Annotated in this window: 22 protein-coding genes; 10 read left to right on the forward strand and 12 right to left on the reverse strand. The window is 64.3% G+C overall.

Annotated features, from left to right (window positions below; all coding sequences use genetic code 11):
- Positions 1 to 28 precede the first annotated feature (28 nt).
- Entirely contained in the window at positions 29 to 1,147 is a 1,119-nt protein-coding gene (locus V8J83_RS02660) for an MFS transporter (RefSeq protein WP_339983227.1), read from the forward strand.
- Positions 1,148 to 1,242: 95 nt separating this feature from the next.
- Here the strand turns inward: V8J83_RS02660 and V8J83_RS02665 are convergent, their stop codons facing one another.
- Entirely contained in the window at positions 1,243 to 1,863 is a 621-nt protein-coding gene (locus tag V8J83_RS02665) for a hypothetical protein (RefSeq protein ID WP_339983229.1), read from the reverse strand.
- Positions 1,864 to 2,018: 155 nt separating this feature from the next.
- Here V8J83_RS02665 and uvrA point away from each other — a divergent pair, with 155 nt between their 5' ends.
- The 3 genes from uvrA to V8J83_RS02680 all read left to right on the forward strand — a co-directional run bounded on the left by uvrA (position 2,019) and on the right by V8J83_RS02680 (position 5,715).
- Entirely contained in the window at positions 2,019 to 4,910 is a 2,892-nt protein-coding gene (uvrA, locus tag V8J83_RS02670) for an excinuclease ABC subunit UvrA (protein ID WP_339983231.1), read from the forward strand.
- Between the two features lie 233 nt (positions 4,911 to 5,143).
- Positions 5,144 to 5,275 carry a hypothetical protein gene (locus tag V8J83_RS02675; protein WP_339983233.1) on the forward strand — a complete coding sequence of 44 codons (132 nt, stop codon included), beginning with the start codon at positions 5,144 to 5,146 and terminating at the stop codon, positions 5,273 to 5,275.
- Positions 5,276 to 5,304: 29 nt separating this feature from the next.
- A complete protein-coding gene (locus V8J83_RS02680) occupies positions 5,305 to 5,715 on the forward strand; it encodes a hypothetical protein (RefSeq protein WP_339983235.1) in 411 nt (136 codons plus the stop codon).
- Positions 5,716 to 5,758: 43 nt separating this feature from the next.
- On the opposite strand, the gene V8J83_RS02685 is transcribed toward V8J83_RS02680, so the two are convergent.
- On the reverse strand, positions 5,759 to 6,499 hold the full coding sequence (locus tag V8J83_RS02685; RefSeq protein WP_339983237.1) for a VPLPA-CTERM sorting domain-containing protein: 741 nt from the start codon (positions 6,497 to 6,499) through the stop codon (positions 5,759 to 5,761).
- 244 nt (positions 6,500 to 6,743) lie between these two features.
- Here V8J83_RS02685 and V8J83_RS02690 point away from each other — a divergent pair, with 244 nt between their 5' ends.
- Entirely contained in the window at positions 6,744 to 7,583 is an 840-nt protein-coding gene (locus V8J83_RS02690; protein ID WP_339983239.1) for a CE1 family esterase, read from the forward strand.
- Here the strand turns inward: V8J83_RS02690 and V8J83_RS02695 are convergent.
- The 5 genes from V8J83_RS02695 to V8J83_RS02715 all read right to left on the reverse strand — a co-directional run bounded on the left by V8J83_RS02695 (position 7,580) and on the right by V8J83_RS02715 (position 15,773).
- The gene (locus V8J83_RS02695; protein WP_339983241.1) at positions 7,580 to 8,746 is read right to left on the reverse strand and encodes a cytochrome P450; all 1,167 of its coding nucleotides are present in this window, start codon (positions 8,744 to 8,746) and stop codon (positions 7,580 to 7,582) included. The genes V8J83_RS02690 and V8J83_RS02695 overlap by 4 nt on opposite strands.
- A gap of 134 nt (positions 8,747 to 8,880) precedes the next feature.
- The gene (locus V8J83_RS02700) at positions 8,881 to 11,211 is read right to left on the reverse strand and encodes a TRAP transporter permease (RefSeq protein WP_339983243.1); all 2,331 of its coding nucleotides are present in this window, start codon (positions 11,209 to 11,211) and stop codon (positions 8,881 to 8,883) included.
- Positions 11,212 to 11,317: 106 nt separating this feature from the next.
- A complete protein-coding gene (locus V8J83_RS02705) occupies positions 11,318 to 12,313 on the reverse strand; it encodes a TAXI family TRAP transporter solute-binding subunit (RefSeq protein ID WP_339983245.1) in 996 nt (331 codons plus the stop codon).
- A 266-nt stretch (positions 12,314 to 12,579) separates the two neighbouring features.
- A complete protein-coding gene (locus tag V8J83_RS02710) occupies positions 12,580 to 13,923 on the reverse strand; it encodes a sigma-54-dependent transcriptional regulator (protein ID WP_339983247.1) in 1,344 nt (447 codons plus the stop codon).
- On the reverse strand, positions 13,920 to 15,773 hold the full coding sequence (locus tag V8J83_RS02715) for a sensor histidine kinase (protein ID WP_339983249.1): 1,854 nt from the start codon (positions 15,771 to 15,773) through the stop codon (positions 13,920 to 13,922). Before V8J83_RS02715 ends, V8J83_RS02710 begins: the two co-directional genes overlap by 4 nt.
- Before the next feature lie 157 nt (positions 15,774 to 15,930).
- On the opposite strand from V8J83_RS02715, the gene V8J83_RS02720 reads away from it, so the two are divergent.
- Positions 15,931 to 17,220 (forward strand): PPC domain-containing protein, encoded by a 1,290-nt coding sequence (locus tag V8J83_RS02720; RefSeq protein ID WP_339983251.1) that lies wholly within the window; start codon positions 15,931 to 15,933, stop codon positions 17,218 to 17,220.
- 76 nt (positions 17,221 to 17,296) lie between these two features.
- On the opposite strand, the gene tpiA is transcribed toward V8J83_RS02720, so the two are convergent.
- Complete coding sequence (gene tpiA, locus V8J83_RS02725) at positions 17,297 to 18,043, reverse strand: triose-phosphate isomerase (protein ID WP_339983253.1); 747 nt, start codon at positions 18,041 to 18,043, stop codon at positions 17,297 to 17,299.
- Here tpiA and V8J83_RS02730 point away from each other — a divergent pair.
- Entirely contained in the window at positions 17,997 to 19,025 is a 1,029-nt protein-coding gene (locus V8J83_RS02730; RefSeq protein WP_439649749.1) for an isopenicillin N synthase family dioxygenase, read from the forward strand. The two genes, tpiA and V8J83_RS02730, sit on opposite strands and share 47 nt — an antisense overlap.
- A gap of 127 nt (positions 19,026 to 19,152) precedes the next feature.
- Here V8J83_RS02730 and V8J83_RS02735 read toward each other — a convergent pair whose 3' ends face one another.
- The 4 genes from V8J83_RS02735 to V8J83_RS02750 form a co-directional block, all read right to left on the reverse strand.
- On the reverse strand, positions 19,153 to 19,479 hold the full coding sequence (locus V8J83_RS02735) for a TfoX/Sxy family protein (RefSeq protein WP_339983255.1): 327 nt from the start codon (positions 19,477 to 19,479) through the stop codon (positions 19,153 to 19,155).
- A 57-nt stretch (positions 19,480 to 19,536) separates the two neighbouring features.
- Positions 19,537 to 20,718 (reverse strand): LLM class flavin-dependent oxidoreductase, encoded by a 1,182-nt coding sequence (locus V8J83_RS02740; protein ID WP_339983257.1) that lies wholly within the window; start codon positions 20,716 to 20,718, stop codon positions 19,537 to 19,539.
- A gap of 104 nt (positions 20,719 to 20,822) precedes the next feature.
- On the reverse strand, positions 20,823 to 21,203 hold the full coding sequence (locus tag V8J83_RS02745; RefSeq protein WP_339983259.1) for a HesB/IscA family protein: 381 nt from the start codon (positions 21,201 to 21,203) through the stop codon (positions 20,823 to 20,825).
- A gap of 120 nt (positions 21,204 to 21,323) precedes the next feature.
- Positions 21,324 to 21,686, reverse strand: a complete 363-nt coding sequence (locus V8J83_RS02750) for an SUF system Fe-S cluster assembly protein (protein ID WP_339983261.1) — start codon at positions 21,684 to 21,686, stop codon at positions 21,324 to 21,326.
- A 178-nt stretch (positions 21,687 to 21,864) separates the two neighbouring features.
- Between V8J83_RS02750 and V8J83_RS02755 the strand changes: the two genes are divergently transcribed.
- From V8J83_RS02755 to V8J83_RS02765, 3 genes are all read left to right on the forward strand, one after another.
- Positions 21,865 to 22,680, forward strand: coding sequence for a class I SAM-dependent methyltransferase (locus tag V8J83_RS02755; protein ID WP_339983263.1), 816 nt, complete (start codon positions 21,865 to 21,867; stop codon positions 22,678 to 22,680).
- Between the two features lie 50 nt (positions 22,681 to 22,730).
- Positions 22,731 to 23,861, forward strand: coding sequence for a tRNA guanosine(34) transglycosylase Tgt (tgt, locus tag V8J83_RS02760; protein ID WP_339983265.1), 1,131 nt, complete (start codon positions 22,731 to 22,733; stop codon positions 23,859 to 23,861).
- A 157-nt stretch (positions 23,862 to 24,018) separates the two neighbouring features.
- Positions 24,019 to 24,528: a hypothetical protein gene (locus V8J83_RS02765; protein WP_339983267.1), complete on the forward strand. Its 510-nt coding sequence runs from the start codon at positions 24,019 to 24,021 to the stop codon at positions 24,526 to 24,528.
- Positions 24,529 to 24,586 lie beyond the last annotated feature (58 nt).

The following is a 24,586-nucleotide window of genomic DNA, read 5'->3' on the forward strand; positions in this document are numbered from 1 at the left end:
GCGGGGGAAACGGCGCATGCCTGCGCCCATGCCCGATGCCCGCGCGCAGCGCACCCCCTGGCCGTTGATCGCGGCGCTGTATGTGACCGGCCTTCTGGCGGGGGCGCAATTTTCGAAAGTATCGCTGACGTTGGAGGGATTGGCGCAGGTCTACCCCGGCTGGCCGGTGGCCTTTGCGGTGTCTGGCGTGGCGGTGATGGGGATCGTCTTCGGGGTGATGGCAGGCGGTATCACGGCAAGTTTCGGGCCGCGCCGCGCGATCCTCTGGGCGCTGGCGATCTCGGGCCTGGCGGGCGGATTGGGCGCGTTTTTGCCACCGTTTCCCGTGCTTATGGGTTTGCGCATTTTCGAGGGCGCGGGGCACCTGATCCTTGTGGTGGCGGTGCCGACCCTGATGGCGGGGCTGGCCGTCGCGCGGGACCGCGCGTTGGTAATGGGGATCTGGGCCACGTTCTTTGGCGTGGGCTTCTCGGTGACGGCGCTTTTGATCGGGGACGCGGGCCCGAGCCGCATCTACGGGGTGCATGCGGCGTTGATGGTGGTCATGGTTGGCCTGTTGGCGCGGATGTTGCCGAAGGGCGTTGTTACGGCGCGGCGGGCGTTGCCGCGATTGTCGGATCATCTGTTGATCTATTCGACGCCGCGCCTGTTCGCACCGGGGCTGGGGCACGGGATCTACGCGGGCCTGTTCCTGGCGCTGATCACCTTTGTGCCAGCGGCACTGGGCGCGCCATGGCTGGCGGCGGTGCTGCCGATTGTGAGCATCGCGGGCTCGCTTTCGGTGGGCGTTCTGGCGCGGTGGATCGCGCCGGGCACCTTGGTGTGGACGATGTTTTTGCTGTTGGCGGCGCTGTTCGGGTGGACGGCCCTGGCGGGGGCGTTTGCGCCCTATATCCTGATCGCGGCGATGGTGGTCAGCGGCGTGGTGGCGGGCGCCGGATTTGCCGCGGTGCCGTGGCTGCACAAGGCGGACGAGGATCGGGCCCTGTCAAACGGGGCGCTGGCGCAATTGGGCAATGTGGGTACGTTCAGCGGCACGCCGATTTTTGCCGCGCTTGCGGCCGGGGCGTATCTCCCGGCGGCAGTCGGGGTGTGTTTGGTCGCGGCGTTGGTAACCGGCTTGGCGTATCGCGCGGCACGCGCGTGACCAGAAGTGCGCGGCCCGCGCGTGACCAGAAGTGCGCGGCCCGCGCGTGAGCGGGCAAGGTCGGCGGCACGCGCAACACATTTGCCCGTCTGCCCTCAGACTTCGTCGCGATCCTCGAGCCATGTCAGCAATTCGCGCCGACGCAGGGGAGAGCGGATCTGGTCCGTCAGGACGCTGTCGGGCGTGACCTGGAGCGCGCCATTGTCAGTATGGTCGACCGAGAATGCCTTGGATGCAGCCACGATCCGTTCCCCTTCATGGGAGATCGCAACCGCAGACACCCACATGCGCCGCACGGAGTTGAGGCCAACGGACACGTTCAGCCGCCGCTGCGCGCGGTTCATGATATCGTTCAGGCTTCCGATATCACGCGTCTTGCCCTGTCCCAGCGGGCCCTGATTGGTCCGATCCATCGGTGCGCTGGCATCGTCATGGGCGATTTCGCTGCGGTCCGTCACGATCGCGCGAGAGGTCCCGTCATCCTTGCCCAGATCGACAACGATCGCCAGAAGGTAGATCGGCTCGCGCCCCATGTTCGTGACCGTCAGGCGCGCATTCTCATCCTTGGCCGCGCCCCTGTCGATATGAAGCGAGGGGCGCCGTTGGGTGCGGATGGTAAAGAAAAACAGCTGCAGGTAGGTCAGCCAGATAACGACCATCAGGATATCCATGGCAAGGCCGATCATGTCGGCATTCTGTGCGAGAAACTGCGGCATCGCGGGGCCCCTTTCGTGGTTGGCACAGGGACAACGCGGCACGGGTGGGTTTTGGTTCAATGCAATCGCGTGAAGTTCTTTAAACGTTCCGCAATTCTCCTTGGAGACTCGCGCCCATCAACCTATGTGTTGCGGATCGGTTAACGGGGGTTGCCATGCCAGAGATGAAGCAGATCGAGGTGCGCGGGGCGCGTGAGCACAACCTCAAGAATATCGATCTGGATATTCCGCGCGATCAGCTTGTGGTGGTCACGGGGCTGTCGGGATCGGGCAAATCCAGCCTCGCGTTTGACACGATCTATGCCGAAGGGCAGCGGCGCTATGTTGAAAGCCTGAGCGCGTATGCTCGCCAATTTCTTGATATGATGGAAAAACCTGACGTCGATCATATTGCGGGACTGAGCCCCGCGATTTCCATCGAGCAAAAGACGACATCGAAAAACCCGCGCTCGACCGTGGGCACCGTGACGGAGATCTACGATTATCTGCGTCTGTTGTATGCGCGCGTTGGCACCCCCTACAGCCCCGCGACCGGCAAGCCGATCGAGGCGCAGCAGGTGCAGGATATGGTGGATCGCGTGATGGCGATGGAGGAGGGCACGCGCGCCTATCTACTGGCGCCGATTGTGCGGGACCGGAAGGGCGAATATCGCAAGGAATTCCTTGAGCTGCGCAAGCAGGGGTTTCAGCGTGTGAAGGTCGATGGCGAGTTTCACGACCTGGATACCCCCCCGACATTGGACAAGAAATTCCGGCATGACATCGACGTGGTGGTGGACCGGATCGTGGTGCGCGAGGGGGCGGAGACGCGGTTGGCCGACAGTTTCCGCACCGCATTGGATCTGGCCGACGGGATCGCGATCTTGGAGACGGCGCCGAAAGACGCCGGCGATGGCGAAGCCGCACCTGACCCGGAGCGGTTCACGTTTTCGGAGAATTTCGCCTGCCCGGAGAGCGGATTTACCATTCCCGAGATCGAGCCGCGCCTGTTTTCGTTCAACGCGCCGTTCGGGGCCTGTCCGAAATGCGACGGCCTTGGGCAGGAGTTGTATTTCGACCCCGGCCTGATGGTGCCGGATGTGACGTTGTCGTTGGAAGATGGCGCGATTGCGCCGTGGCGGAAGGGCAAGAGCCCGTATTTCGTGCAGACGATCGAGGCGATTGCGAAGCACTACGGGTTTGATGCGAAAATGCCGTGGAAGAAGCTGCCGGAGAAGATCCAGCAGGTGTTCTTGCGCGGCTCGGGCGAGGAAGAGATCAAGTTCCGCTATGACGAGGGCGGGCGCGTGTATCAGGTTGAGCGCACGTTTGAGGGCGTGATCCCGAACATGGAGCGCCGCTATCGCGAAACGGACAGCGCGTGGATCCGCGAAGAATTCGAGCGGTTCCAGAACAATCGCCCCTGCGGCACGTGCGGGGGCTATCGCCTGCGGCAAGAGGCGTTGGCGGTGAAGATCGGCAAGGCGGATGATTTGCAGCACGTGGGGCAGGTTGTGCAGATGTCGATTGCCGAGGCGCTGGCGTGGTGCGAGACGGTGCCCGACGCGTTGACGGCGCAACGCAACGAGATTGCGCGGGCGATTTTGAAGGAGATCCGGGAGCGGCTCGGGTTCCTGAATAACGTGGGGCTTCAATATCTCACGCTGTCGCGCAATGCGGGCACATTGTCGGGCGGAGAAAGTCAGAGGATCCGATTGGCGAGCCAGATCGGGTCGGGCCTGACGGGGGTGTTGTATGTGCTTGATGAGCCGTCGATCGGCCTGCATCAGCGCGACAATGACCGGCTGCTGACGACGCTTAAGAACCTGCGCGATCAGGGCAACACGGTGATCGTGGTGGAACACGACGAAGAGGCGATCCGCGAGGCCGATTACGTGTTCGATATCGGCCCCGGCGCGGGCGTGCATGGCGGCGAGATCGTGGCGCAGGGCACGGTGGAGGAGTTGATTGCCACGAAGGGCTCGGTCACGGGCGATTACCTCGCCGGGCGGCGTGAGATTTCGGTTCCGGGCACGCGGCGCAAGGGCAACAAGAAGAAGGTCAGTGTGGTCAGGGCGACCGGCAACAACCTGCAAGGGATCACCGCCGATTTTCCGTTGGGCAAGTTCGTTTGCGTGACGGGTGTATCGGGCGGGGGCAAGTCGACGTTAACCATTGAGACGCTGTTCAAGACGGCGTCCATGAAGCTCAACGGGGCGCGGCAAACGCCGGCGCCGTGCGAGACGATCAAGGGGTTGGAGCATCTCGACAAGGTGATCGACATCGACCAGCGGCCCATCGGGCGCACGCCGCGCTCGAACCCCGCGACGTATACGGGCGCGTTCACGCCAATCCGCGATTGGTTCGCGGGCCTGCCGGAGGCGAAGGCGCGGGGCTACAAGCCGGGGCGGTTTTCGTTCAACGTCAAAGGCGGGCGCTGCGAGGCGTGCCAAGGCGACGGCGTCATCAAGATCGAGATGCATTTCCTGCCCGATGTCTACGTGACCTGCGAGACCTGCAAAGGCGCGCGCTACAACCGCGAGACTTTGGAAATTCAGTTCAAAGGCAAGAGCATAGCCGACGTTCTTGATATGACGGTTGAAGATGCGCAGGGCTTTTTCAAGGCGGTGCCAAGCATTCGCGAGAAGATGGATGCACTGGTGCGGGTCGGCCTTGGCTACATCAAGGTGGGCCAGCAGGCGACCACCCTGTCCGGCGGCGAGGCGCAGCGGGTGAAGCTGTCGAAGGAGCTGGCCAAGCGGTCCACGGGGCGGACGCTTTATATCCTCGACGAGCCGACGACGGGGCTGCATTTCGAGGATGTGCGCAAGCTGCTGGAGGTGCTCCACGAGCTGGTGGATCAGGGCAACACGGTGGTGGTGATCGAACACAACCTCGACGTGGTGAAGACCGCCGATCATATCATCGACATCGGTCCCGAGGGCGGTGATGGCGGGGGCATGATCGTCGCGGAAGGCACGCCGGAAGAGGTGGCGGAGGTCGCGGAAAGCCATACCGGTCAATACCTTGCGCCGATGCTGAAGGCGCGCAAGCACGCGGCGGAATAGGTTAACGGGCCATGGTGCGGGCGTTTGGACGGGCGATGTTGGCGCCATTTCGGCAGCCTCTCAAAGCGCTCCTTGCAGCCTTCATATTGGTTGGATTGCCCCTTCTGGTGGCCTTGCTCCTTAATATTTGGCAGAGCGCGTCCTTTTCGCCGAATTCGTTTTTCGCGCCGGACGCTCTGGGCGATCCTGTCCTTCTCCAGCACGCATTGTGGTTAATCGGGGGGACGGGGGGCATGCGCGCCATGCTTGGCCTGTCGTTGGTGGTGTTCGGACCGGTAGCCTATGCGATCTGGTGGCGGGCGCTGGACGCGGCTGAGGGACCGCTGCGAATGAGCGCTCTGAGCCGTATGGCGGGTTGGTTTTAGCTGGCGCTGTCTATTTTGCGCTTGTGCCGATGTCAGACCCCGCAGCGGATACGGTGGTTTTAAACCTTTTGGTGATGCTTGCCTTGGTTATTTTGGCGCGGTTTCAGCCGCGCATTTCGGCGGCACTTGGTGGATCAGAGACGCCAAAGCCCGGATGGGGGCTATGCCTGGGATGTGCTGTGATCATTCTGCTGTTCGGGCTGGTGATCCAGATCCTCGGGATTTTTGCATGGATGGGGGTGATGGGGTTTGGGCCAAGCGGATTTCGATCGCCCGACCCCGGTGTGCCGGCCTGGATCACACGGCTGCGCCTGCTGGATTGGCAGCCAATTTTCATGGCCCTAGGGTTTGCCTACACCGCCCTTGTCGCGGTCGCATTGCTGCGCGCGCCGGATGCTGCGGCGCAGGGGACGAAGGGGACGCAGACAGAGGCGGGCTGACCCGGCGGTCCATGCGGCGGAGCAGCCCAGTGCATTTGGCGATCTACGCGTCGCGGTGACGGCGCAGAAGGCCGAGCCCGGTCAGAGCGGCCAGCAACAAGGCCGCGCCTGCGGGCAGGGGCACCGGCGCGATATCGGCGGGGTTCGAAGAGACGTTGACGCCGCCTGTGATCGAGATCCGGAAATCTTCGGAGATGGAATCCGTGGGCAGAACGTCGAACGTGTAGGTGAACACGTCCGCGAACGCGGCGCCGGTGGCGAATTCATCCAGCGACGAGACGAGCGCGTTTTGGTAGATGTCGACACCGTTGTGCTGAATGACCAATTCGGTGCCGGAGGCGGCGGCCCCGCCGACAGCCGGGTCGATGGATTGCGCTATGACCATCTCGATCGCGAAATCGATGGTCACGGTTTCGACCTCGGCCCCGAAATTCCCGAAATTCCACACGGCGCGGCGTTGACCGGTGGCAAAGGCAGTGCCGACCCCGTCGATCCGTCCCTGGGCCGAAAGCGAGGCCTCGCCCATCTCGACGGCGGCGGTGGTGGTCACCAGACCGCCTGAGCAGCAGCTGTCGCCGCCATTGTCGTCACCGGTCACAAGGCTTCCGGTCCCGGTGGTAGAGGTGGTCGACGGGGCAGGCAGGTAGCCGCCGGATTGAAAGAGTTCCTCTGCCGGGGTGGCTTGCAGCGTGACGCCGACAATTGTCTCGAAACTGGCAACAGTGGCTGCGGAGAGCTGCGTTGCGGCGAGGGTGGCAGCGGCGAAAACAAGGATCCTGATCATAATCTGTCTCCTGATCAAAGGGTTGGGGGCCAAAACGGCCCGAAATAAACGTTTCTTCAATGCGGACAGTATGACACCACGGGCACGATTGAGCCAATGGAGGAAATCCCCATCGCTCCGGTCGGCGCGGTTCGGGCCATGGTTCAGCCGCCCGGGGGGCGCATGATCGCGCGGTGATAAACTTCGTGCGAGGCGGCCTGCGGCGTGGTGGCGGGGCGCGGGAGATCGCCATAGGGTCGCGGGCATGAGATGTATCTTCCTGCCCTTGTGGGCCCTGCTCGCCCTGCCGATCCCGGCCCTTGCGCAATCCCAATGCGGCGGGGCGGACGCGCCGTGTGAGCTGGAGGGGGGGACGTATCACCTGCGCCTGCCGGATGGGTGGCCGAATGGATTCGACGCGGCGGCGGAGCTTCCGGTTTTGATCTTCTATCACGGGCATCGCGGCACCGGGCGGCCGATCCTTGGCAATGGCGGGTTGGCCACGGACTTCGCTGCCAATGGCTATGTCCTGGTGGCGCCCAATGGCGTCGCGTTGCAGGACGATGGTCCGCAGAGCTATCCGGCGCGCGATGGGAGCCCGCGCGATGATGTGGCGTTTACCTTAGCGATGTTGGACGATCTGGCGGCGCGGGTGCCGATCGACCGCGATCGGATCTATGCGTCGGGCTTTTCCGCCGGTGGGTCGATGGCGTGGTTGATGGCCTGCGAGGCGGGCGAGCATTTGGCCGGGATGGTGTCGGTGGCAGGCGCGTTGCGGGCGCCCAACGGCACGGAATGTGCGGGGCTTGAGGGCCTGCCGATCCTGCAGGTGCACGGGTTTGCCGATTTGCAGGTGCCGTTCGAGGGGCGCGCGATCCGCGACTGGCATCAGGGCAGCTTGTGGGACAGCCTTGGCTATGCGTTGGCGCGCAACGCCTGCCGCACGCATCCCGACACGGTGGAGATCGGTGAACGCTTCCGCCTGCGCGATTGGGACGCGTCATGTGCGGGCGCGCCGGTGCGCCTTGCGGTGCATGACGGGGCGCATGGGTTGCCGCAGGGCTGGACCGCGATGGCGCGTGGCTTCTTCGAGGCGCTGCGTTAAGCGGTGTGCACGGGCAACGCGTCGAGCCCATGGAAATGGTAAATGTCGGCGTAGCGGGCGGGGCCCGTGGCGCGGATGTGCGGGCAGCGGTCGAAGAGGGCGGGCAGGGCGATAGACAGCTCCAGCCGGGCCAAAGGCGCGCCGACACAGAAATGCAGGCCCGCGCCGAAGGCCAGATTGGCGGGGCCCGTACGGTCGGGATCAAAGGTTAACGGACCCGGATAGGCGGCGGGGTCGTGGTTGGCGGCGGCCAGCAGCAGGGCCACCTGATCGCCGCGTCGGAAGGTGTGGCCGTTAAGCGTGACTTCTTCATACGCGGTGCGGGTGAACATGTGCAGCGGCGGGTCGATGCGCAGCATTTCCTCGGCGAAGGCGGCGGCGTCGGGCGGCGGGCGGTGGCCATCGGAGAGGCAGAGATTGATGGCATTGCCGAGGGCATGCACGGTGGCCTCGTGGCCCGCGTTCAGCAGCAGAATGCAAGTGGTGATCAGCTCATCGGTCGAGAGCGTCGCACCGTCGTCTTCGGCGGCGATAAGCGCCGAGATCAGGTCATCGGCGGGTCGGCTGCGTTTTTGTGCAATGTAGCCGCGCAGAAAGGTCACGAACGCCTCGGTCGCGTGCACGGCCGCGTCTTCGTCGGCGCGGCTGCGGCCGGCCTGATACATGCCGACCATGGCGTTGGACCAGCGCAGCAGGTCGGGGGCCATCGCCTCGGGCACACCCAGAAGCCGGGCGATGATGATGACGGGGATTGGGCGGCAGAAGGTGTCGAGCAGGTCGTGTTCGGTGTCCGGGAAGCGGTCGATGAGGTCATGGGTGAGTTGGGTGATCTCGGGCGCGAGCGCCTTGATCCGGCGTGAGGTGAAGGCGTGCAGGACCAGCCGGCGCAGACGGGTGTGGCGCGGCGGTTCCAGCTCCAGCATGGAATGCGCCTCAACGTCGTAGAAGGGTTTGAGATGGTCGGGCACGGGGAGCGCCTCGATTGGTTCGCGGCCAAAGCGGCGGTCGCGCAGGATGGTGTTCGTGAGCTCGTGGGTGGTGGTGCAGATCAGGCCGTAGTCGGCCCAGTACACCAACGGCCCCGCAGCGCGGGCGCGGGCGTAGAACGGGTAGGGGTTCTGGACGAAACCGGGCTCTGTCGGATCTTGGTGGAAGGTTTGCATCTTGGCTGTTGAAGCCTCCGGCGGAGGTATTTGGAAAGCAAAGACGAGCGGGGCGCGCCCGGAACTGGAACGCGCCCGCCAGCGTCGGGGCGGGCGGGCGCGTTAGTGCTGAGGCAGTGGTACGGGTCCGAAGGTCAATCCGCGCCGCGCACGGGGATGGTGGCCGTGGGAGCGGGATTGAACACCCGTTGCACCAGGAATATCACGACCGCGGTGCCGACGCCGATGAGATCGGTCATCAACCCGCCTTCGATCATCAAAAGGGCCGCGATGATCAGGGCTGCGCGCAGGAACCAAGCGGGCCGCGCGCCGAGGAACCAGCCCTGGATGCCCGAGCTCAACAGGAAGATCCCGAAGATCGCGGTGAGGCCCGCGCGCACGAGGTTGTACCAGGCCGGGGCTTCGTGGACCATCTCGCCCGCCACCTCGACGATGGGACCCTGCATCAGCAGCGCGCCGTTGTAGAAGAACATGAAGGGCACGATGAAGGCGGCGATGCCGATCTTGAACGAGGCCACCGAGGTTTCCATCGGGTTGGCGCCCGAGATGCCCGCCGCCGCGTAGGAGGCCAGCGCCACAGGGGGCGTGATGGCCGAGACCACGGCGAAGTAGAAGACGAAGAAATGCGCCGTGAGGGCCGGAATGCCCAGTTGGATAAGGCCCGGTGCGACGACCGAGGCGGCCACCGCGTAGGCCGCCGTGGTGGGCATGCCCATGCCGAGCAGGATGGCGATGCACATGGCGAAGAAGAGCGCCAGAAGCTGGCTGACGCCCGCGAGGTCCAACAGGACGGCAGAGAAGCGTGCGCCAACCCCGGTGAGCGAGATGACCCCCACGATGATGCCCGCGCAGGCGCAGACGGCGATGATCTGGATCGACATCGTGCCGGCAAGTTCGAACGCCTTGATGATGCTGCGCGGTCCCATGCGGTAGGGGGTGAGCCACGATACCACGGCGGCCGCCCCGGTGGCCAAGGTGCCCGCACGGATCACCGAATAGCCCATGAACAGCGCCGCGATCAGGATCACGATGGGCAGGAAAAGGAACACCCGCCGCGCCATGTCCCGGAATTTCGGGATGTCTTCTTCATTCATGCCTTTCATGCCGAGTTTGGCGGCTTCGAAATCGACCATGAAGTAGACCGAGGTGAAGTAGAGGATCGCGGGGATGATCGCGGCAATCGCGATCTCCTGATAGGGAATGCCGGTGATCTCGGCCATGATGAAGGCGCCTGCGCCCATGATCGGCGGCATGATCTGCCCGCCGGTGGAGGCGGCGGCTTCGACCGCGCCGGCGGTTTTCTTGTGGTAGCCGACCTTTTTCATCAGCGGAATGGTGAGCGAGCCGGTGGCCACCACGTTGCCTGCGGAGGTGCCGTTGATCATGCCCATCAACCCGGAGGCGAAGATGGCCACCTTGGCCGGGCCGCCCCGTGCGCGACCGGCGGCAGCGAAGGCGAAGTTGACGAAGTAGTCACCCACTTTCGAGGCCTGCAGGAAGGCGGCGAAAATGATGAAGAGGATGATGTAGGTCGAGGACACGGCGGTGGTCGGCCCGAGGATGCCCGCGTCGGAATACACATGGCCGAAAAACCGCTGCCAGGAATAGGGTTCCTGCACGGCGAGGATGCCGGGCAGCATATGCGCGGTGAAAGTGTAAAGCAGGAAGATGCCGGTGATGATGACCAAGGCCAAGCCGGTCACGCGCCGCGTCAATTCGAGGATCATCGCAGCCCCGGCGGTGGCCGCAAAGGCCAAGCCGATTGGCGCAAAGGATGTTCCGACCTGGTTGCGCGCTGCCGTCCCGTAGATCGTCGTCAGGTAAAGTGCGACGACCATAGCGCAAAGGGCCAAAACGATGTCCGACGCCGAAACCGTCGCGCGACTTTGGCGTTCGAACCAACTCAGGACGATGGCACTGACAGTTGCCACGAGGAGCGGCAGGCCGAAGTAATAAAACTCGGCCGTATAAGTCTCGGTTCCCGGGAAAGACGCCCATGTCGTGATGCCACCCATTTGCGGCAGCTCGCCCGAATTAATCAGTCCGATGAAGCCGATCACGGTGTAGCCGGCGTACAGCACGGGAAGGATCAGCGCGTAGCCGAGAAAGCCGAGGGTGCGCGTCTGCCGGTCGGCCGACGTGTCGGATTGGAACGAATGCGAAGCGTAGAGCGCAAAGCCCAGGACCAGCGCGCCTGCGATATGCACGATGCGGAAATTCCACGTCTCCATCGGGAAACGCGGCAGGAATGCGATGTCGATGCCGGTGATGTTGGAGATCGAGAGGCCGTTGAGCGCGGCCATGTGGAAGGCGGCATAGAGGAAGGAGAGACCCGCCAGGGTAAACAGCAGCCAGCCGGAAAACAGCCGCTGATTGGAGACGACGGGTTCTTCGTCCACGCCCTCGGCCAGCACGGCACCGTCGCTGATCTGATCTTCGGGCGTTGGGTCAGTGCGGTCGGTCATTGAATTACCCATCGAATGAAAGCGCCGCGCGGATGGCGGCAGAAAAGGCGGGAGTGTTTTGGGGTTGGGGCGGGCCCGGTTGCAGGCCCGCCCCGATCAGGACGGTTTAGCCGCCGTGGATCTGGTCGGCCGGGATTTCGGCACCGGCATTTTCCGTGAACCACTGGGCCGCGCCCGGGTGCCACATCATCACACCGTTGTTGGTGTTCCAGTTCTCGGGCAGGGTTGCCGTGGCCGCGCGGTGGATGTTCACCATCCGCTCGTTGTCGGCCATGATCACGTCGACCACCGAATAGACGAAGCTGTCGGGCAGTTCGCAATTGGCGATGGCGAAGTTCCACATGGAGACTGCGGGGCTGTCGGCATCGAGCGCCTCATAGGTGTCGGCGGGCATGTCGAACGGCGTCACCGGGAAGTTGTCGAGGATCGAGGACAATTCATCCCCGGTCATCTCGATGATGGTGATGTCGGTCGATGCTTCAAGCTGGCTGATGGCGGGGGTCGGGATACCACCGGCCACGCCCCAGACGTCGAGCAGGCCATCCTGCAGCTGGCTGCCCATATCATTGAAGCCGCCGTTGCGACGCTCGAACTCGACGCCGAGGCTTTCCATCATGCGCGGGAAGTAGGTGTCCGCGGTGGAGCCTGCCGGACCGAAGCCGATCAGCGCGCCTGCGGGGATGTCGGAGACGCTTTCGATGCCGGACGAGGCCAGGGCCGTGATGTAGAAGGGCGTCTGGTACATCGGGAACATCGCGCATGCGCCGGTCATCTGCAGGCCAGGTGCGATCGGGTTGTTGCCGGCCAGCGAGTCTGCGGCCGGGCCCATCGTGGTCATGCCGAACTGTGCCTCGCCAGTGTGCACCAGCGCCATGTTCTGCATCGGGCCGCCGGTCACTTCGGCGCCGCCGGACAGGCCAAGCTCATCGGCCACAAGGTTGGCCCAACCGGAGCCATAGGCGAAGTAGGTGCCGCCTTGGCTTGCGGTGCCGAGCGTGAAGCTTTCGGGCCAGCCGGTGCGGTCGATATGGCCGTCGGCAAAGGCCGTGGTGGACACAAGGGCAGTGGAGAGCGCAAGTGCGCCCAGTTTGGTGAAAGTCATGGATGTCTCCCTGGTTAACGCGCGCCGGCTCCCAACCGGGCGCTTGGGCGAAGGGATGCGGGCAAGGTGGCGTGCAAACAACAGCCGCGTGAGTTTGTTAGCGTTAACGCTGCGAATGCATGGTCGATTATGGGTGGATTTCGACCCAATGACAGGGCGGATATGGGTGGAAATCGACCCATCGCAGGTGGGCGGCGGGGTTCGGCCGAGGCAAAGGGACGGGCTTGGGAAGTATTTGGTGCGTGCCGAAGGGGGATATCAGCGGCTTACCCGGCGTGGCGTTCGCGGAAATTCTGCAGGGTCAGACCATGCTTTTGCATCTTTTCGTAGAGCGCCTTGCGGCTGATCCCCAGCGCTTCATAGGTGGCCTTGGCGGAGCCGCCATTGGCGCTGAGCGCGGCTGCGATGAGGTCGCGTTCATGGGCGGCCATCTGTTCGGCGAGCTTGCCGGTGGGGGCCGTGACGGTACCTGTGCCATGAAGGCCGAGGACGGCGCGTTCGGCTTCGTTGCCAAGCTCGCGGACATTGCCGGGCCAGGGCCGCGCGGCCAGCTCGGCCAGCGCGCCGGGGGGCACCACGGGCACCGGGCGTTTGTGGCGGGCCGAAGCCTGGCTCAGCAGGATCTGGTAGAGGCCGGGGATATCTTCGCGGCGCTCGGCCAGCGTCGGCATCCGAAGCGTCACGACATTGAGCCTGTAGAACAGATCGTCGCGAAACGTGCCCGCCGTGACCGCCTCGGCCAGCGCGTTTTTCGACGCGGCCACAACGCGAAGATCAAGGGCGACGGCCTCGTTGGAGCCAAGCGGTGTAATGGCCCGGTCCTGCAACGCAGTCAGAAGTTTGCCCTGCACGGTCATCGGCAAGCTGTCGATCTGATCAAGGAACAGGGTCCCGCCGCGGGCATGGGCGAATTTGCCATAGCGCTCGCGGGTGGCGCCGGGAAAGGCCCCGGGCGCGTGGCCGAACAGCTCGCTGTCGATCAGCGCTTCGGGCAGGGCGGCGCAATTGATCGCCACGAAGGGCCGCGCGGCCCGGTCGGAGGCGGCGTGCAGGGCCCGTGCGGCCACCTCCTTGCCGGTGCCGGTTGCGCCTTCGATCAACACATCGGTATCGGCGCCCGCCACCGCGCGGAGCCGGGCGCGCAGGGCGGCCATGACCGCCGAGCGCCCGTTCAGGCGGTGGGTGATCGGATCGTTGACAGCTTCGTCGGCGCGCAGGGCGCGCAGTTCCATCGTCAGGCCACGCTTGTCGAGCGCACGGCGCAGAATGTCGACAAGGCGCGCGGGATCATAGGGCTTTTCGATGAAATCATAGGCTCCGGCCTTGAGCGAACTGACCGCCAGTTCGACATCGCCATGGCCGGTCATCAGGATCACCGGCAGGTCGGGATCGCGTTGCAGCGCGGCCTGCATCAGGGCGGTGCCGTCCATGCCAGGCATGCGGATGTCGGTGACGAGCACGCCGGGAAAGCTTTGGGAGATGTGGTCCAGCGCTTCATCGGCGGTGGCACACAAGACGGCGGGCAGATCGGCGAGCGCCAGCGTCTGGCCTGCGGCGTGGCGCAGTTCGGGTTCATCATCGACGAACAGGACGGGGGCTTCGGTGGTCATTGGGCGGCAACCTCGGATGCGCCGGGCAGGGCCGCTTCGAGCGTGATGCGGAACACCGCGCCGCCGTCTGGATGGTTGGCCGCCGACAGGGTGCCGCCGAAATCGCGCACGATGTTGTAGGAGATCGACAGCCCCAACCCCAGCCCCTGCCCGGGATCCTTGGTGGTGAAGAACGGATCGAAGGCCTGCTCAAGCGCGGCGTCGGTCAGGCCGGGGCCACAATCACGCACTGCAATCTCGGGCCGCTCGCCATCGGTCAGCGTGATCTCGATGCGCGCCTCGGGGCCATCCATCGCGTCGAGCGCATTGCCCAGAAGGTTCACCACGACCTGCTGCAGACGCACCGGACCGCCGCGCGCCCAGACCTCGACCTCGGGGCAATCGTAGATCACCTCGGCATGTTTCAGACGCGGCTGCATCAGCTCAAGCGCATCGGCAACGACGGTTTTCAGCGCCACGGGGCCGGTCCGGTCCTGCGGACGACGGGCGAAATTGCGCAGGTGTTTCGAGATCGAGGCCATCCGATCGGCCATGCCCGAGATGCGGGCGATGTTTTCGCGCGCCTCTGCGGGGCGGTCGCGGTCCAGGAAAGCGCCGGCGTTTTCGGCATAGGATTTCACGGCGGCCAGCGGTTGGTTGAACTCATGGCTGAGCGCGGCGGACATCGAGCCAAGTGCCGCCAGTTTGCCGGCCTGTACCAGCTCTTTCTGGGTGGCGCGCAGGCGGTCTTCGGTCGCGCGGCGTTCCTCGACCTCGGATTTCAGGGCTGCGGTGCGTTCGTTCACACGCGTCTCAAGCAGGGCGGCCAGCGATTGCTCGGCGGCGAGCCGCTCGATCAGGCGCGCGCGGCGGCCGAGGATCGTTGCGGCCACAAGCCCCGCCATCACCACCAGAAGCGACAGCAAGAGGACCGAGGTCCAGGCTTGCTGCGTCGCGGGACCGGTGGGGGTCATGATCGACACGCGCCAACCGGGGGCGGCGATCAGGGCGGTCTGGCGCACGAAGTTTTCCGTGCCGACCCGGGCCAGTTCCAACCCGAAGCCGGTGCCCGGATCGAGGGCTTCGGTGCGCATGGCCAGATCCCGCAGCCGCGCAAGGGGGTATTGCTGAGTGCTGGTGATCTGATCGCGCATCCCGTCGGAGAGCGGCGCGATGGTTCGGAAATGCCAATCGGACCGATCCGAGAGGAACACGACGTTGTTCACATCGGTCACCAGGATGGTCGAGCCGCTTTCGGCCCAGGCCTCTTCAAAGATGTCGAGGTTCAGTTTCACCGCGACGACGCCGATGGTTCGGGAATTGTTGATGACCGGGGCCGCGAAGAAATAACCGCGCTGCCCGGAGGTTGTGCCGAGCGCGTGGAACCGGCCCATGCCGGTTGCAAGCGCGTCGGTGAAATAGGGGCGGAAATCGAAGGTGCGGCCCAGGAACGATGCCTCTGCGCGGTAATTCGAGGTTGCGATGGTGCGCCCGTCGATATCCATCACGTAAATGTCGGAGACCTCCAGCGAAAGCGCGGTCTGACGCAGCATCTCATTGGTGAACGGGACGAGGCCGATGTTTTCCGGCTCATCCAGGGTCTGGCGCAGGATCTGGCGTTCGGCCAGCAGGGCGGGTAGGGCTTCGGTGCGTTCGAGCGCGCCGCGCAGCACCTGGGTGGCCAGACGCAGTGTCGCGGCATCCTCGGCGCCGGCCTGTCGCAGGTAGAGCCGCTCGATCCGGGGATGGGAGGCCACAATCGCCAACAGCGCCACACAGACCGCCAACGCGACCAGCCAGATCGCCCGGCGAGGCCGCGTGGCGCGCGTGCGCAGGGGCGAAAGCCCGTCAGATAATCGCGTCTCGGTCACGCCGTATGTTATGGCAGGGCGGCGGCAAGTCAGCAAATCCGGAAACCGCAACGCCCGCTTTTTCCGCGCCTTTGACTGGAATGCGCGGGCAGGGCGTGCATAGATATCAATTGAGCCGGTCTGCGACAGGACAGCCCGGATTTTTGGAGGACAACACATGAAAGTAACGGTTTCTGCGCTCGCGACGACGGCCGTTTTGGCCCTGACGGCGGGCGCGGCCCAGGCCCAAGCGCCAACGCTGGTGGTCTCGTGCGGCGGGGTTGGCGACGCGGGGCAATGGATTGGCGGGACGTCTGAGACCTCGGACATCTCGGTCACGGACGGGCCGCTGACGCTAAGCGGGCAGGCGATCCCGGTGGACGGCAATCATGTGTCGCTTTTCGCCGTCAGCGCGGCGGGCGAGTACCGGATCGAGGCGCAGCCGGTGGGCGGCGGGGACAGTGTGATCGAGCTTTACGATGAAGCCGGTGCCTTGATCATCACCGATGACGACAGCGGCGGCAATTGGGCCAGCCGCGCCGAGACGTCGTTGCAGCCCGGCAATTACTGCATGCTGACGCGCGGTTTCGCGGGCGGCGATTTGAGCTCGGATATCCGCGTTGGGCGGCTTGAACATGAGGCCATCACCGAGGGGCTGACGGGCGGGTTTTACGGCGGCGGCGATGGATCGCTGTTTGTCGGCATCGATCCCTGCACCAACGAGACGGCCGCGGCCCCGCTTGGGTCCGGCCCGCTGAACGCGGCGCTGGCCTCTGGCGATGTGAGTGCGGTCAACACGATCACGGGCGCGCCCTATTACCGGTTCACACTGGACGCGGCGCAGGCGATTTCGATCCGGGCCGAAAACGAGGATGCGGATCCCTACATCTACTTCTTCGACGGCGATGGCACCTTGATCGGCGAAAACGACGATGCGCAGATCGGCAGCACCTGGACGCTCAACAGCCGTCTGGATTTCACCACGCCGCTGCAGCCGGGCACCTATTGCATCGGCATGCGGGCGCTGTCGAACCCGGATGTGCCGGTGACCGTGACCGTCGTTGCCTACAGCCAGGCCGACGCCCTGGCCGAGCTTTATGCCACGGGTGATGCCGCGCCGCCGATGGACGGCTCTTACCCGATCGTGGATCTGGGCGTGTTGCCGGGCCGCTCGGTGCGCGATGTGACTGTGTCGGGGCCGACGGCAAGCTGGTTTGCGATGGATGTGCCCGAGGCCGGTGCGCTGGTCATCAATGCGGTCGAGGTCACCAACTCCGATCCCGTGCTGATCCTTTACGACGATCTGGGCCAGGAAATCGCCTATAACGACGATGCCAACGGGACGTTGAATTCCGAGATCGTGGCGCGGGTGAATGCCGGGCGGTATCTGCTGGCGGTGCGGCAGTATTCGGACGGCTACGATGGGATCATCCGGATCGCGACGGAGCGCTATATTCCGGCGGAGTAAGCTGCGCCGAGACGACATAGGCCGCCCGCGCGATTGACGCACGGGCGGCCTTTTTTATCGGAGTAAAGCGGTTGGATCAGGCGCCCGACAGGGCCGAGACGATCCCGCCGAAATCCGCCGCCTTGAGCGAGGCGCCGCCCACCAACGCGCCGTCGACGTTCGAGACGGCAAAGATCTCCGCGGCGTTCGAGGGTTTGACCGAGCCGCCGTAAAGCAGCGGCACATCTTGTGCGGCGGACCCGAAGCGACCCGACAGCTCCGCACGGATGTGATCGTGGACGTCGGCGATCTGGTCCAGGGTCGGGGTGCGGCCCGTGCCGATGGCCCAAACGGGTTCATAGGCAACGACCAGGCGGGACAGATCGGCACCCTCCGGGATCGACCCGGCCAGTTGCGTGCCGACCACGTTGAGGGTGACACCGGCATCGCGTTCGGCCTCGGTCTCGCCGATGCAGACGATGGCGATCAGACTGGAGGTGAGCGCCGCGGTGACTTGTGCTGCGACGTCTTCATCGGTTTCGCCATGATCCGCGCGCCGCTCGGAATGACCGAGGATCACGTGGCTCGCGCCCGCGTCGGCAAGCATCTGCGCCGAGATATCGCCGGTATGGGCGCCCGACGCGTTCGGGTGGCAAGTCTGCCCGCCGATCATCAGCGCGCTGCCGTGGGCCATGTCGGCCATGCGCGCGATCAGGGTCGCGGGCGGGCACAGCAAAACCTCGCAAGCCTCCGCCTCCAGCAATGCGGTGAGTGCCGCAACCTCAGTCAGCGCCTCCGTGGTGCCGTTCATCTTCCAGTTGCCTGCCGCCAATTTCCGTGCCATCGCCGCCTCCGAGTTTTCGTTGTGCCGCGAGCGTTCGCAAACCCGCGACCGCTGGTCAACCCGAGAGGTGCCCGAGATGATCCCCCATATCGACGCAAACGCGCTGGCTAGAAGCGCGCCCGAGGCGCTTGCCGCCGTCAAGACCGGTGCCGAGGAGGTCGGGTTTCTGACGCTGCACAATACCACGCTGACGACGGCAGAGGTCGCGGCGGCCATCGCGGCCTATCGCGCGTTCTTCAAGGGCCCGCGCGCGGTGAAAGAAGCGGTGAACATGGATGTTACCGGGTCGAACCGGGGCTGGGGCGGGCCGGGCTCCGAGCAGGTCGATCCGCAGGCCAACCCCGATTACAAGGAGGTCTTCGATTGCGGTGTGGAGCTGCCCAAGGGCGATCCCTTCGCGCGTCTGCCGGTCTATGCGCCGAACCAATGGCCCACCGCGCCCGAGGGCTTTCGGGAAACCATCGAGGGCTATTTCACCGAGGCGCGGGCGATTGCGCTGCGACTTTTGTCGGGGATTTCCGTGGCCATTGGGCGCGATGCGATGTTCTTTGACGACAAATTCGCCAAGCCGATGGCGCTTTTGCGGGGCAATTTCTATCCCGAACGGCCCGCCTGGGCGGGGGAGAAGGATTTCGGCATCGCGGCCCATACGGATTACGGCTGCCTGACGTTGCTGGCCACGGATGGACAACCGGGTTTGGAGGTGCAACTGCGCGATGGGTCGTGGGTGCCGGTGCAGGCCGACCCGGGGACGTTCATCATCAATTTCGGCGAAATGCTGGAAATGTGGACGGCGGGGCAGGTCCGCGCGACGCCGCACCGGGTGATCGGCGGGGCGCAGGAGCGGATCTCGATCCCGCTGTTCTTCAATCCGGTCTTTGACACCAACGTCGCCCCGGACGGCGCCGCGCCCCTGAGTGCAGGAGAGCATCTGTCGAAGCGCTATCAAGAGACCTACACGCATCTTCAATCGACTGCGTAACGCGTACGCTGGCGTGGGTCTGCGGTTCTCGTTGCAGCCCGTTGCTCCGCTTTGTTCCCCAAAAGATGCCAGGGTGGTCAGCTTTTGGGGATGGTGCAGCGCGCTCTACTGCGCTTGCGGCTCGACGTTACAAATGCGCCAGCGCGCGACGGGCCCAATCGGCTGCCACGTCGGGATCATCCAGCGCGGCATCGGGCAGGGTCCAATAGGGCATGAAGGTCGGTTTGTCGCGACCGTCGCGTTGGTATTGCCAGCGGGTGCAGCCTGCGTCTTCGAGCACTTGTTGAAATGCGCCCGCTCCCTTGAGGTAAAGCTGCCCGTCCGACATCAAAAGCGCGAAGATCGTGCGGTCGTGATAAAGACACAGGCCGCCCATCATCTTGCGCGTGGTGATCTCGCCGAGGCCGGAAAACAACTCGACCGCATGGGCGATCTCTTCGGTGGAAACGGCCATTTGACCCTCAGCTTGGTGGGCCACGCCCTTTTAGGCGTGGCCCGGATGCACAATGCGTTACTCGGCAGGCTCGGCGGCGCGGTGTTCCTTCTCTGCGCTGTAGCGTTCCTGCGCGGTTTCCACTGCCTTGGCATGGATTTCGGCCAGCTCCGGGCGCAGTTTCTGGGCCCGCATGGCGGCGTCCATCGTCGAGCGGTGCTGCCCCTGGAAATGCGGGAAGACCTCACGCGCGATCAGGTCGTAACTGCGCCGGGTCGCCTCGAAATTCGCCCAATTGTGCCCCAGCAACAGATAGGCCCCGAAGCCGCCGTTGGATTGTGTCCAAAGCCGTTCGATCTGGGCGCGGCACATCTCGGGCGTGCCAATCGCACCGAAGCCGGAATCGTTAATGAAATCAATCATCTCACGGGCGTTTGCGCCGGGCATCGACATCTGTGGGAAGGCGGCGATTTCCTGGAAGTAATGGAACCAATGCTCGATCCCGTATTCCACATCGCGGTAGGCCTGCTCCTTGGTTTCGGCGATGTGACACAGGCCCACAAGCCGCCATTTGGAGCGGTCGGGCGTGTGGCCGTAATGCTTTGCCTCTTCCTCGATCACATCCCAATGAAGCGCAAGCGCGTCGAAACCGGCGGCGGTGGTTGCCCCGATGGAGATCATGCCGGTGCCGTATTTGCCCGCCAGTTTCGGCCCGGTGGGCGAGGCGACGGCGGCGGTGCAGATGTCGAAGTTGGAATAGGGCCGCAGGTGCAGGCGCGCGTCCTTGAGCGTCCAGCGGTCGTTCTCGAAATTCACTGGTTCCTCGGAGCGCAAAAGCTGCGTGATGACGTCGATCCCATCGGCCAGCAGGCCCCGCGTGTCCTTCTGGCTGAGGTTGATCATGGCGGCATCGGTGGGCAACGAGCCCGGCCCAAGCCCCAACATAACGCGTCCACGTGTGATGTGATCAAGCTGCACGATCCGTTCGGCGACCCAGAGCGGGTTGTGGTAGCTGACCGAGACGACGCCGGTGCCCAGTTTGATGTTGCGCGTCCGCTCGGCGGCGGTGGCGATCATGATTTCGGGGCTGGCGGAAATCTCGGAGCCTGCGGAGTGATGTTCCCCGAACCAGACCTCGTCGTAATCGCAGCGGTCGAGCCATTGGACCAGTTCAAGGTCCTGTTCGAGCGCGAGGGTCGGGTTGATCCCGGGCTTGTGAAACGGCGCGAGAAAAATGCCGAAACGCATTCTGTCGTTCATGAAAAGTCCTCCCTGACTACGCCACCCGTGGTCGGGTAACGTAAGGGAAGTCTACACGCACAACGTGTATCTCCTAGAACAATATGCGCAAACAGACGCGCGGGTTAACCGTTTGCGCGGTCTGCCGCCAATGCATCGACATCCTTGAACTTGATCGATTCTCCACAGCCGCAGGCGTCCGCCACATTGGGATTGCGGAACTTGAACGACGCCTCAAGCAGGCTGACCTCGTAGTCGATCTCGGTCCCGAAGAGAAACATCTGCGCCATGGGCGCAATCATGACGCGCGCGCCGTCCTGCTCGACCACCTCGTCGTTGGGGTCGATCTCGGACACGTAGTCCATGGTATATTCCATCCCCGCGCAGCCGCCTTTCTTGACGCCGATGCGCAGGCCCTGCGTGCCGCCTTGCGCCATCAGCTTGGCGATCTGCGCGCTGGCCTTGTCGGTCAGGGTAACGGCTTGCTTTCCGGGGATGCCGAACATGGCGTCGGTCCTTTTGCGGTGCGTGTGTGCGTTCAATGTAGGGGCAGGGCAGCGCTGCCTCAAGCGGTGATGTCTGGGTCGCGCGCGCCGTCCGCAGGCGCGGGCCGGCCCGAGGGTTGCTTACATGAAGCCCAATTCAAGGCGGGCTTCATCGCTCATCATGTCCATGCCCCAGGGCGGGTCCCAAGTGATCTCGACATTCACGGTCTTCACGCCATCGAGCGGTTCCACCGCATCGGCCAACCAACCAGGCATTTCGCCCGCCACGGGGCAGCCGGGCGCGGTCAGGGTCATGATGATCTGCACGTCATTCTCCGCCCCGATGTCGATCGTGTAGACAAGGCCGAGATCGTAGATATTGACGGGAATTTCCGGGTCGAACACGGACCGGCACGCCTCCACCACATTGTCGTAGAGCGGGTGGTCGGTGCTGGAGGGCGCGATCAGGGGCGCCCCTTCCATCTGTGGGGTCTGCTCGGTCATGGTCTGGTCCGTTTGAATACCTGAGTGAAGATATAGGGTTTGCGAAGCGGATCGTAAAGGCACGGCGAAAAGGGTCAGATGCCGGGCCGGTTTTTGCAGCTTACACAAATTGCCTTGGTCGTGCCGCCGTGTCTGTGCCACGGTCGCGCAATGGATTTAATGGATCGGGAGAGCGTCGATGGATTGGAACGCAATGGCGGCCCCATGGCTTCAGTACGAGGCCGAGATGGAGCAAACCCACGATCCGATCCGCGATGAGATGATGGCGCGGGCCGGTCTTGAGCCGGGACAACATGTTCTCGACATCGGGCCCGGTAGCGGAAGCTCGCTTCTGGACGCGGCGCGCGCCGTGGGGCCGGTCGGCCACGTCACCGGGATCGAGATTGCGCCTCCGTTCGTGGAGCGCTCCAACGAACGGTCGCCGGACAATGCCGAGGTTCTTCTTGGCGACGCGCAGGATCATGCGTTCCCCCAGGCCCATTTCGATGCGGCGATCTCCCTGATGGGGGTGATGTTTTTCCGCGACACGGATGCGGCCTTTGCCCATTTGCGCGGCGCGATGAAACCCGGCGCGGCATTGCATTTCGCCTGCTGGGGGCCGCCGCAATCAAATCCCTATTTCACCGTGCCCGCCCAGGTCGCCGCCGGGATTTTCGGGCCAGGCGATGCGTTTGACCCGGAAGGGCCGGGGCCGATGCGCTTCGGGGATCGCGACAAGCTGGCCGAAATGCTGACCCGAGCCGGATGGCAGCCCGAGATCGAGACCGTGGATCTGCACCTGACCCCGCCGGGCAGCGCGGCGGACTTCGCGCAAATCCAGATGCGGGTCGGGGCGGGTGCGATGCGCCTTGGACAGGCGAAAGCGGCCGGCACGCTGACCGATGCACAAAAACAGGCGCTGCGGCAGGCGTTGACTGACGCGTTCGCGCAGATGGAGCAGGACGGCAAACTGCGCATTCCCGCGCGGATGCACTTCGTGTGCGCCACCGCCTGACGCACCGCACCCGTTGCAAGTCGGGCGCGTCCGGCGTATCGCCCGGCGCCATGACACAGCGTTTCGACTTCACCCTCAACGCCACCTCCGGCAAGGCGCGCACCGGCGTGATTTCCACGCCCCGCGGCGCGATCCGAACGCCCGCCTTCATGCCGGTGGGCACGGCGGCGACGGTCAAGGCGATGATGCCGGAAAGCGTTGCGGCAACGGGGGCGGATATCCTTTTGGGCAACACCTATCACCTGATGCTGCGGCCCTCGGCGGAGCGGATTGCGCGATTGGGCGGGCTGCATGGGTTCATGAACTGGCCCAAGCCGATCCTGACCGATAGTGGCGGATTTCAGGTCATGAGCCTGGCCGACCTGCGCAAGCTGACCGAAGAGGGGGTGACGTTTCGAAGCCATATAGACGGGTCGAAACACCTCTTGAGCCCCGAGCGGTCGATGGAGATCCAGAAGCTGCTCGGCAGCGATATCGTGATGTGTTTCGACGAATGTCCGGCGCTTCCGGCAGATCGTGCGGTTTTGGAAAGCTCCATGCGGCTGAGCATGCGGTGGGCGCAGCGGTCACGCGATGCGTTCGGCGACAGGCCGGGGCATGCGTTGTTCGGGATCCAGCAAGGTGGGTTGGACGAAGACCTGCGCGCCGAAAGTGCAAAGGCGCTGCGGGCGATTGAATTTGACGGCTACGCGGTGGGCGGCCTGGCCGTGGGGGAAGGGCAGGAGGCCATGTTCGGTTGCCTCGACTATGCGCCCGATCAACTGCCCGTGCACAAGCCGCGTTACCTGATGGGGGTGGGCAAGCCCGATGATATCGTGGGCGCGGTCAAGCGCGGGATCGACATGATGGATTGCGTGCTTCCGTCGCGGTCCGGTCGGACGGGGCAGGCCTGGACGCGGCGCGGACAGGTGAACATCAAGAATGCGCGCCATGCCGATGATCCCAGACCGCTGGATGCGGAGTGCCCGTGCCCGGCGTGTTCCAAATATAGCCGCGCCTACCTGCACCATGTGTTCCGGGCAGGCGAGATGATCTCGGGGATGCTGCTGACCTGGCACAACCTGCATTACTATCAGGAGCTGATGGCAGGGATGCGGTCGGCGATTGCGGAGGATCGGTTTGACGCCTTCGAGGCGGCGTTCCATGCCCTGCGGGCCGAAGGAGATATCGCGCCGGTCTGACTGCTCAAGCTTGAGCAGAGGTGTTAAGGTAATGAATCGAATGTATAATCGCATTATTGTATAAGATAACGAGGCGAGGCTGGCGATAGCTTGTGCGGTCGTGTCACCCGGCCCCACATCTCATTTGCGCGGCCTCGTCGCGCGCATCGGAGGCGTCATGGCGACACGTACCATCATCCGCGCCAACGGCTCGATCCCGGGCGCCGTGATTGCGGCGATGGTCTTTGGCGGGATCGCGGTGTTCGGGCTCCGGGTTTTTGTGATCGCGGCCGCGCTGGGGGAGGTTGCGCCTTGGGTCTGGGGCATTCTCGGGGTCAGCCTGCTTTTGCTTTGGGGTGTTGTGCATGTGTTGTGGAATGCCTTTGGGGTGGCGCTGATCCTGAGTGCGGACGGTGTGCGAAAACCGGGGCCGTTTCGCGGATTGTATTTGCCTGCGGACGGGCTTCGGCTGGGGCTTTACGACACGGTCCGGTCGGGCCAGTCGGGCGGGCGTCGCAGCCAAAAGGTCACCGAGATCTGGAGCTGGACGCGCGCGCGCGGTGCGGTGCTTTTGATGGAGGCTCGGCGCGATGCGCCGGAGGTTGCACGGGTGGTGAAGGGGGCCGAGTTGCACCTTGGCAGGCGCCCGGAGCGCATGGTCGCGCGCGGGGAGGACGGGTTTTCGTGATCGGCACAGCGAGGTATGGCAACGCCGCATTGGGGCGCTTTTCCACAGGATTTTGCGG

The organism is Gymnodinialimonas ulvae (assembly GCF_037543845.1).
Lineage (GTDB): Bacteria > Pseudomonadota > Alphaproteobacteria > Rhodobacterales > Rhodobacteraceae > Gymnodinialimonas > Gymnodinialimonas ulvae.

Bases quoted from the DNA above. Each gene is read 5' to 3' on its own strand.
- V8J83_RS02660 (WP_339983227.1), top strand. From the start codon at position 29: ATGCCCGATGCCCGCGCGCAGCGCACCCCCTGGCCGTTGATCGCGGCG.
- V8J83_RS02665 (WP_339983229.1), bottom strand. From the start codon at position 1,863: ATGCCGCAGTTTCTCGCACAGAATGCCGACATGATCGGCCTTGCCATG.
- uvrA (WP_339983231.1), top strand. From the start codon at position 2,019: ATGCCAGAGATGAAGCAGATCGAGGTGCGCGGGGCGCGTGAGCACAAC.
- V8J83_RS02675 (WP_339983233.1), top strand. From the start codon at position 5,144: ATGCGCGCCATGCTTGGCCTGTCGTTGGTGGTGTTCGGACCGGTAGCC.
- V8J83_RS02680 (WP_339983235.1), top strand. From the start codon at position 5,305: ATGTCAGACCCCGCAGCGGATACGGTGGTTTTAAACCTTTTGGTGATG.
- V8J83_RS02685 (WP_339983237.1), bottom strand. From the start codon at position 6,499: ATGATCAGGATCCTTGTTTTCGCCGCTGCCACCCTCGCCGCAACGCAG.
- V8J83_RS02690 (WP_339983239.1), top strand. From the start codon at position 6,744: ATGAGATGTATCTTCCTGCCCTTGTGGGCCCTGCTCGCCCTGCCGATC.
- V8J83_RS02695 (WP_339983241.1), bottom strand. From the start codon at position 8,746: ATGCAAACCTTCCACCAAGATCCGACAGAGCCCGGTTTCGTCCAGAAC.
- V8J83_RS02700 (WP_339983243.1), bottom strand. From the start codon at position 11,211: ATGACCGACCGCACTGACCCAACGCCCGAAGATCAGATCAGCGACGGT.
- V8J83_RS02705 (WP_339983245.1), bottom strand. From the start codon at position 12,313: ATGACTTTCACCAAACTGGGCGCACTTGCGCTCTCCACTGCCCTTGTG.
- V8J83_RS02710 (WP_339983247.1), bottom strand. From the start codon at position 13,923: ATGACCACCGAAGCCCCCGTCCTGTTCGTCGATGATGAACCCGAACTG.
- V8J83_RS02720 (WP_339983251.1), top strand. From the start codon at position 15,931: ATGAAAGTAACGGTTTCTGCGCTCGCGACGACGGCCGTTTTGGCCCTG.
- tpiA (WP_339983253.1), bottom strand. From the start codon at position 18,043: ATGGCACGGAAATTGGCGGCAGGCAACTGGAAGATGAACGGCACCACG.
- V8J83_RS02735 (WP_339983255.1), bottom strand. From the start codon at position 19,479: ATGGCCGTTTCCACCGAAGAGATCGCCCATGCGGTCGAGTTGTTTTCC.
- V8J83_RS02740 (WP_339983257.1), bottom strand. From the start codon at position 20,718: ATGAACGACAGAATGCGTTTCGGCATTTTTCTCGCGCCGTTTCACAAG.
- V8J83_RS02745 (WP_339983259.1), bottom strand. From the start codon at position 21,203: ATGTTCGGCATCCCCGGAAAGCAAGCCGTTACCCTGACCGACAAGGCC.
- V8J83_RS02750 (WP_339983261.1), bottom strand. From the start codon at position 21,686: ATGACCGAGCAGACCCCACAGATGGAAGGGGCGCCCCTGATCGCGCCC.
- V8J83_RS02755 (WP_339983263.1), top strand. From the start codon at position 21,865: ATGGATTGGAACGCAATGGCGGCCCCATGGCTTCAGTACGAGGCCGAG.
- tgt (WP_339983265.1), top strand. From the start codon at position 22,731: ATGACACAGCGTTTCGACTTCACCCTCAACGCCACCTCCGGCAAGGCG.
- V8J83_RS02765 (WP_339983267.1), top strand. From the start codon at position 24,019: ATGGCGACACGTACCATCATCCGCGCCAACGGCTCGATCCCGGGCGCC.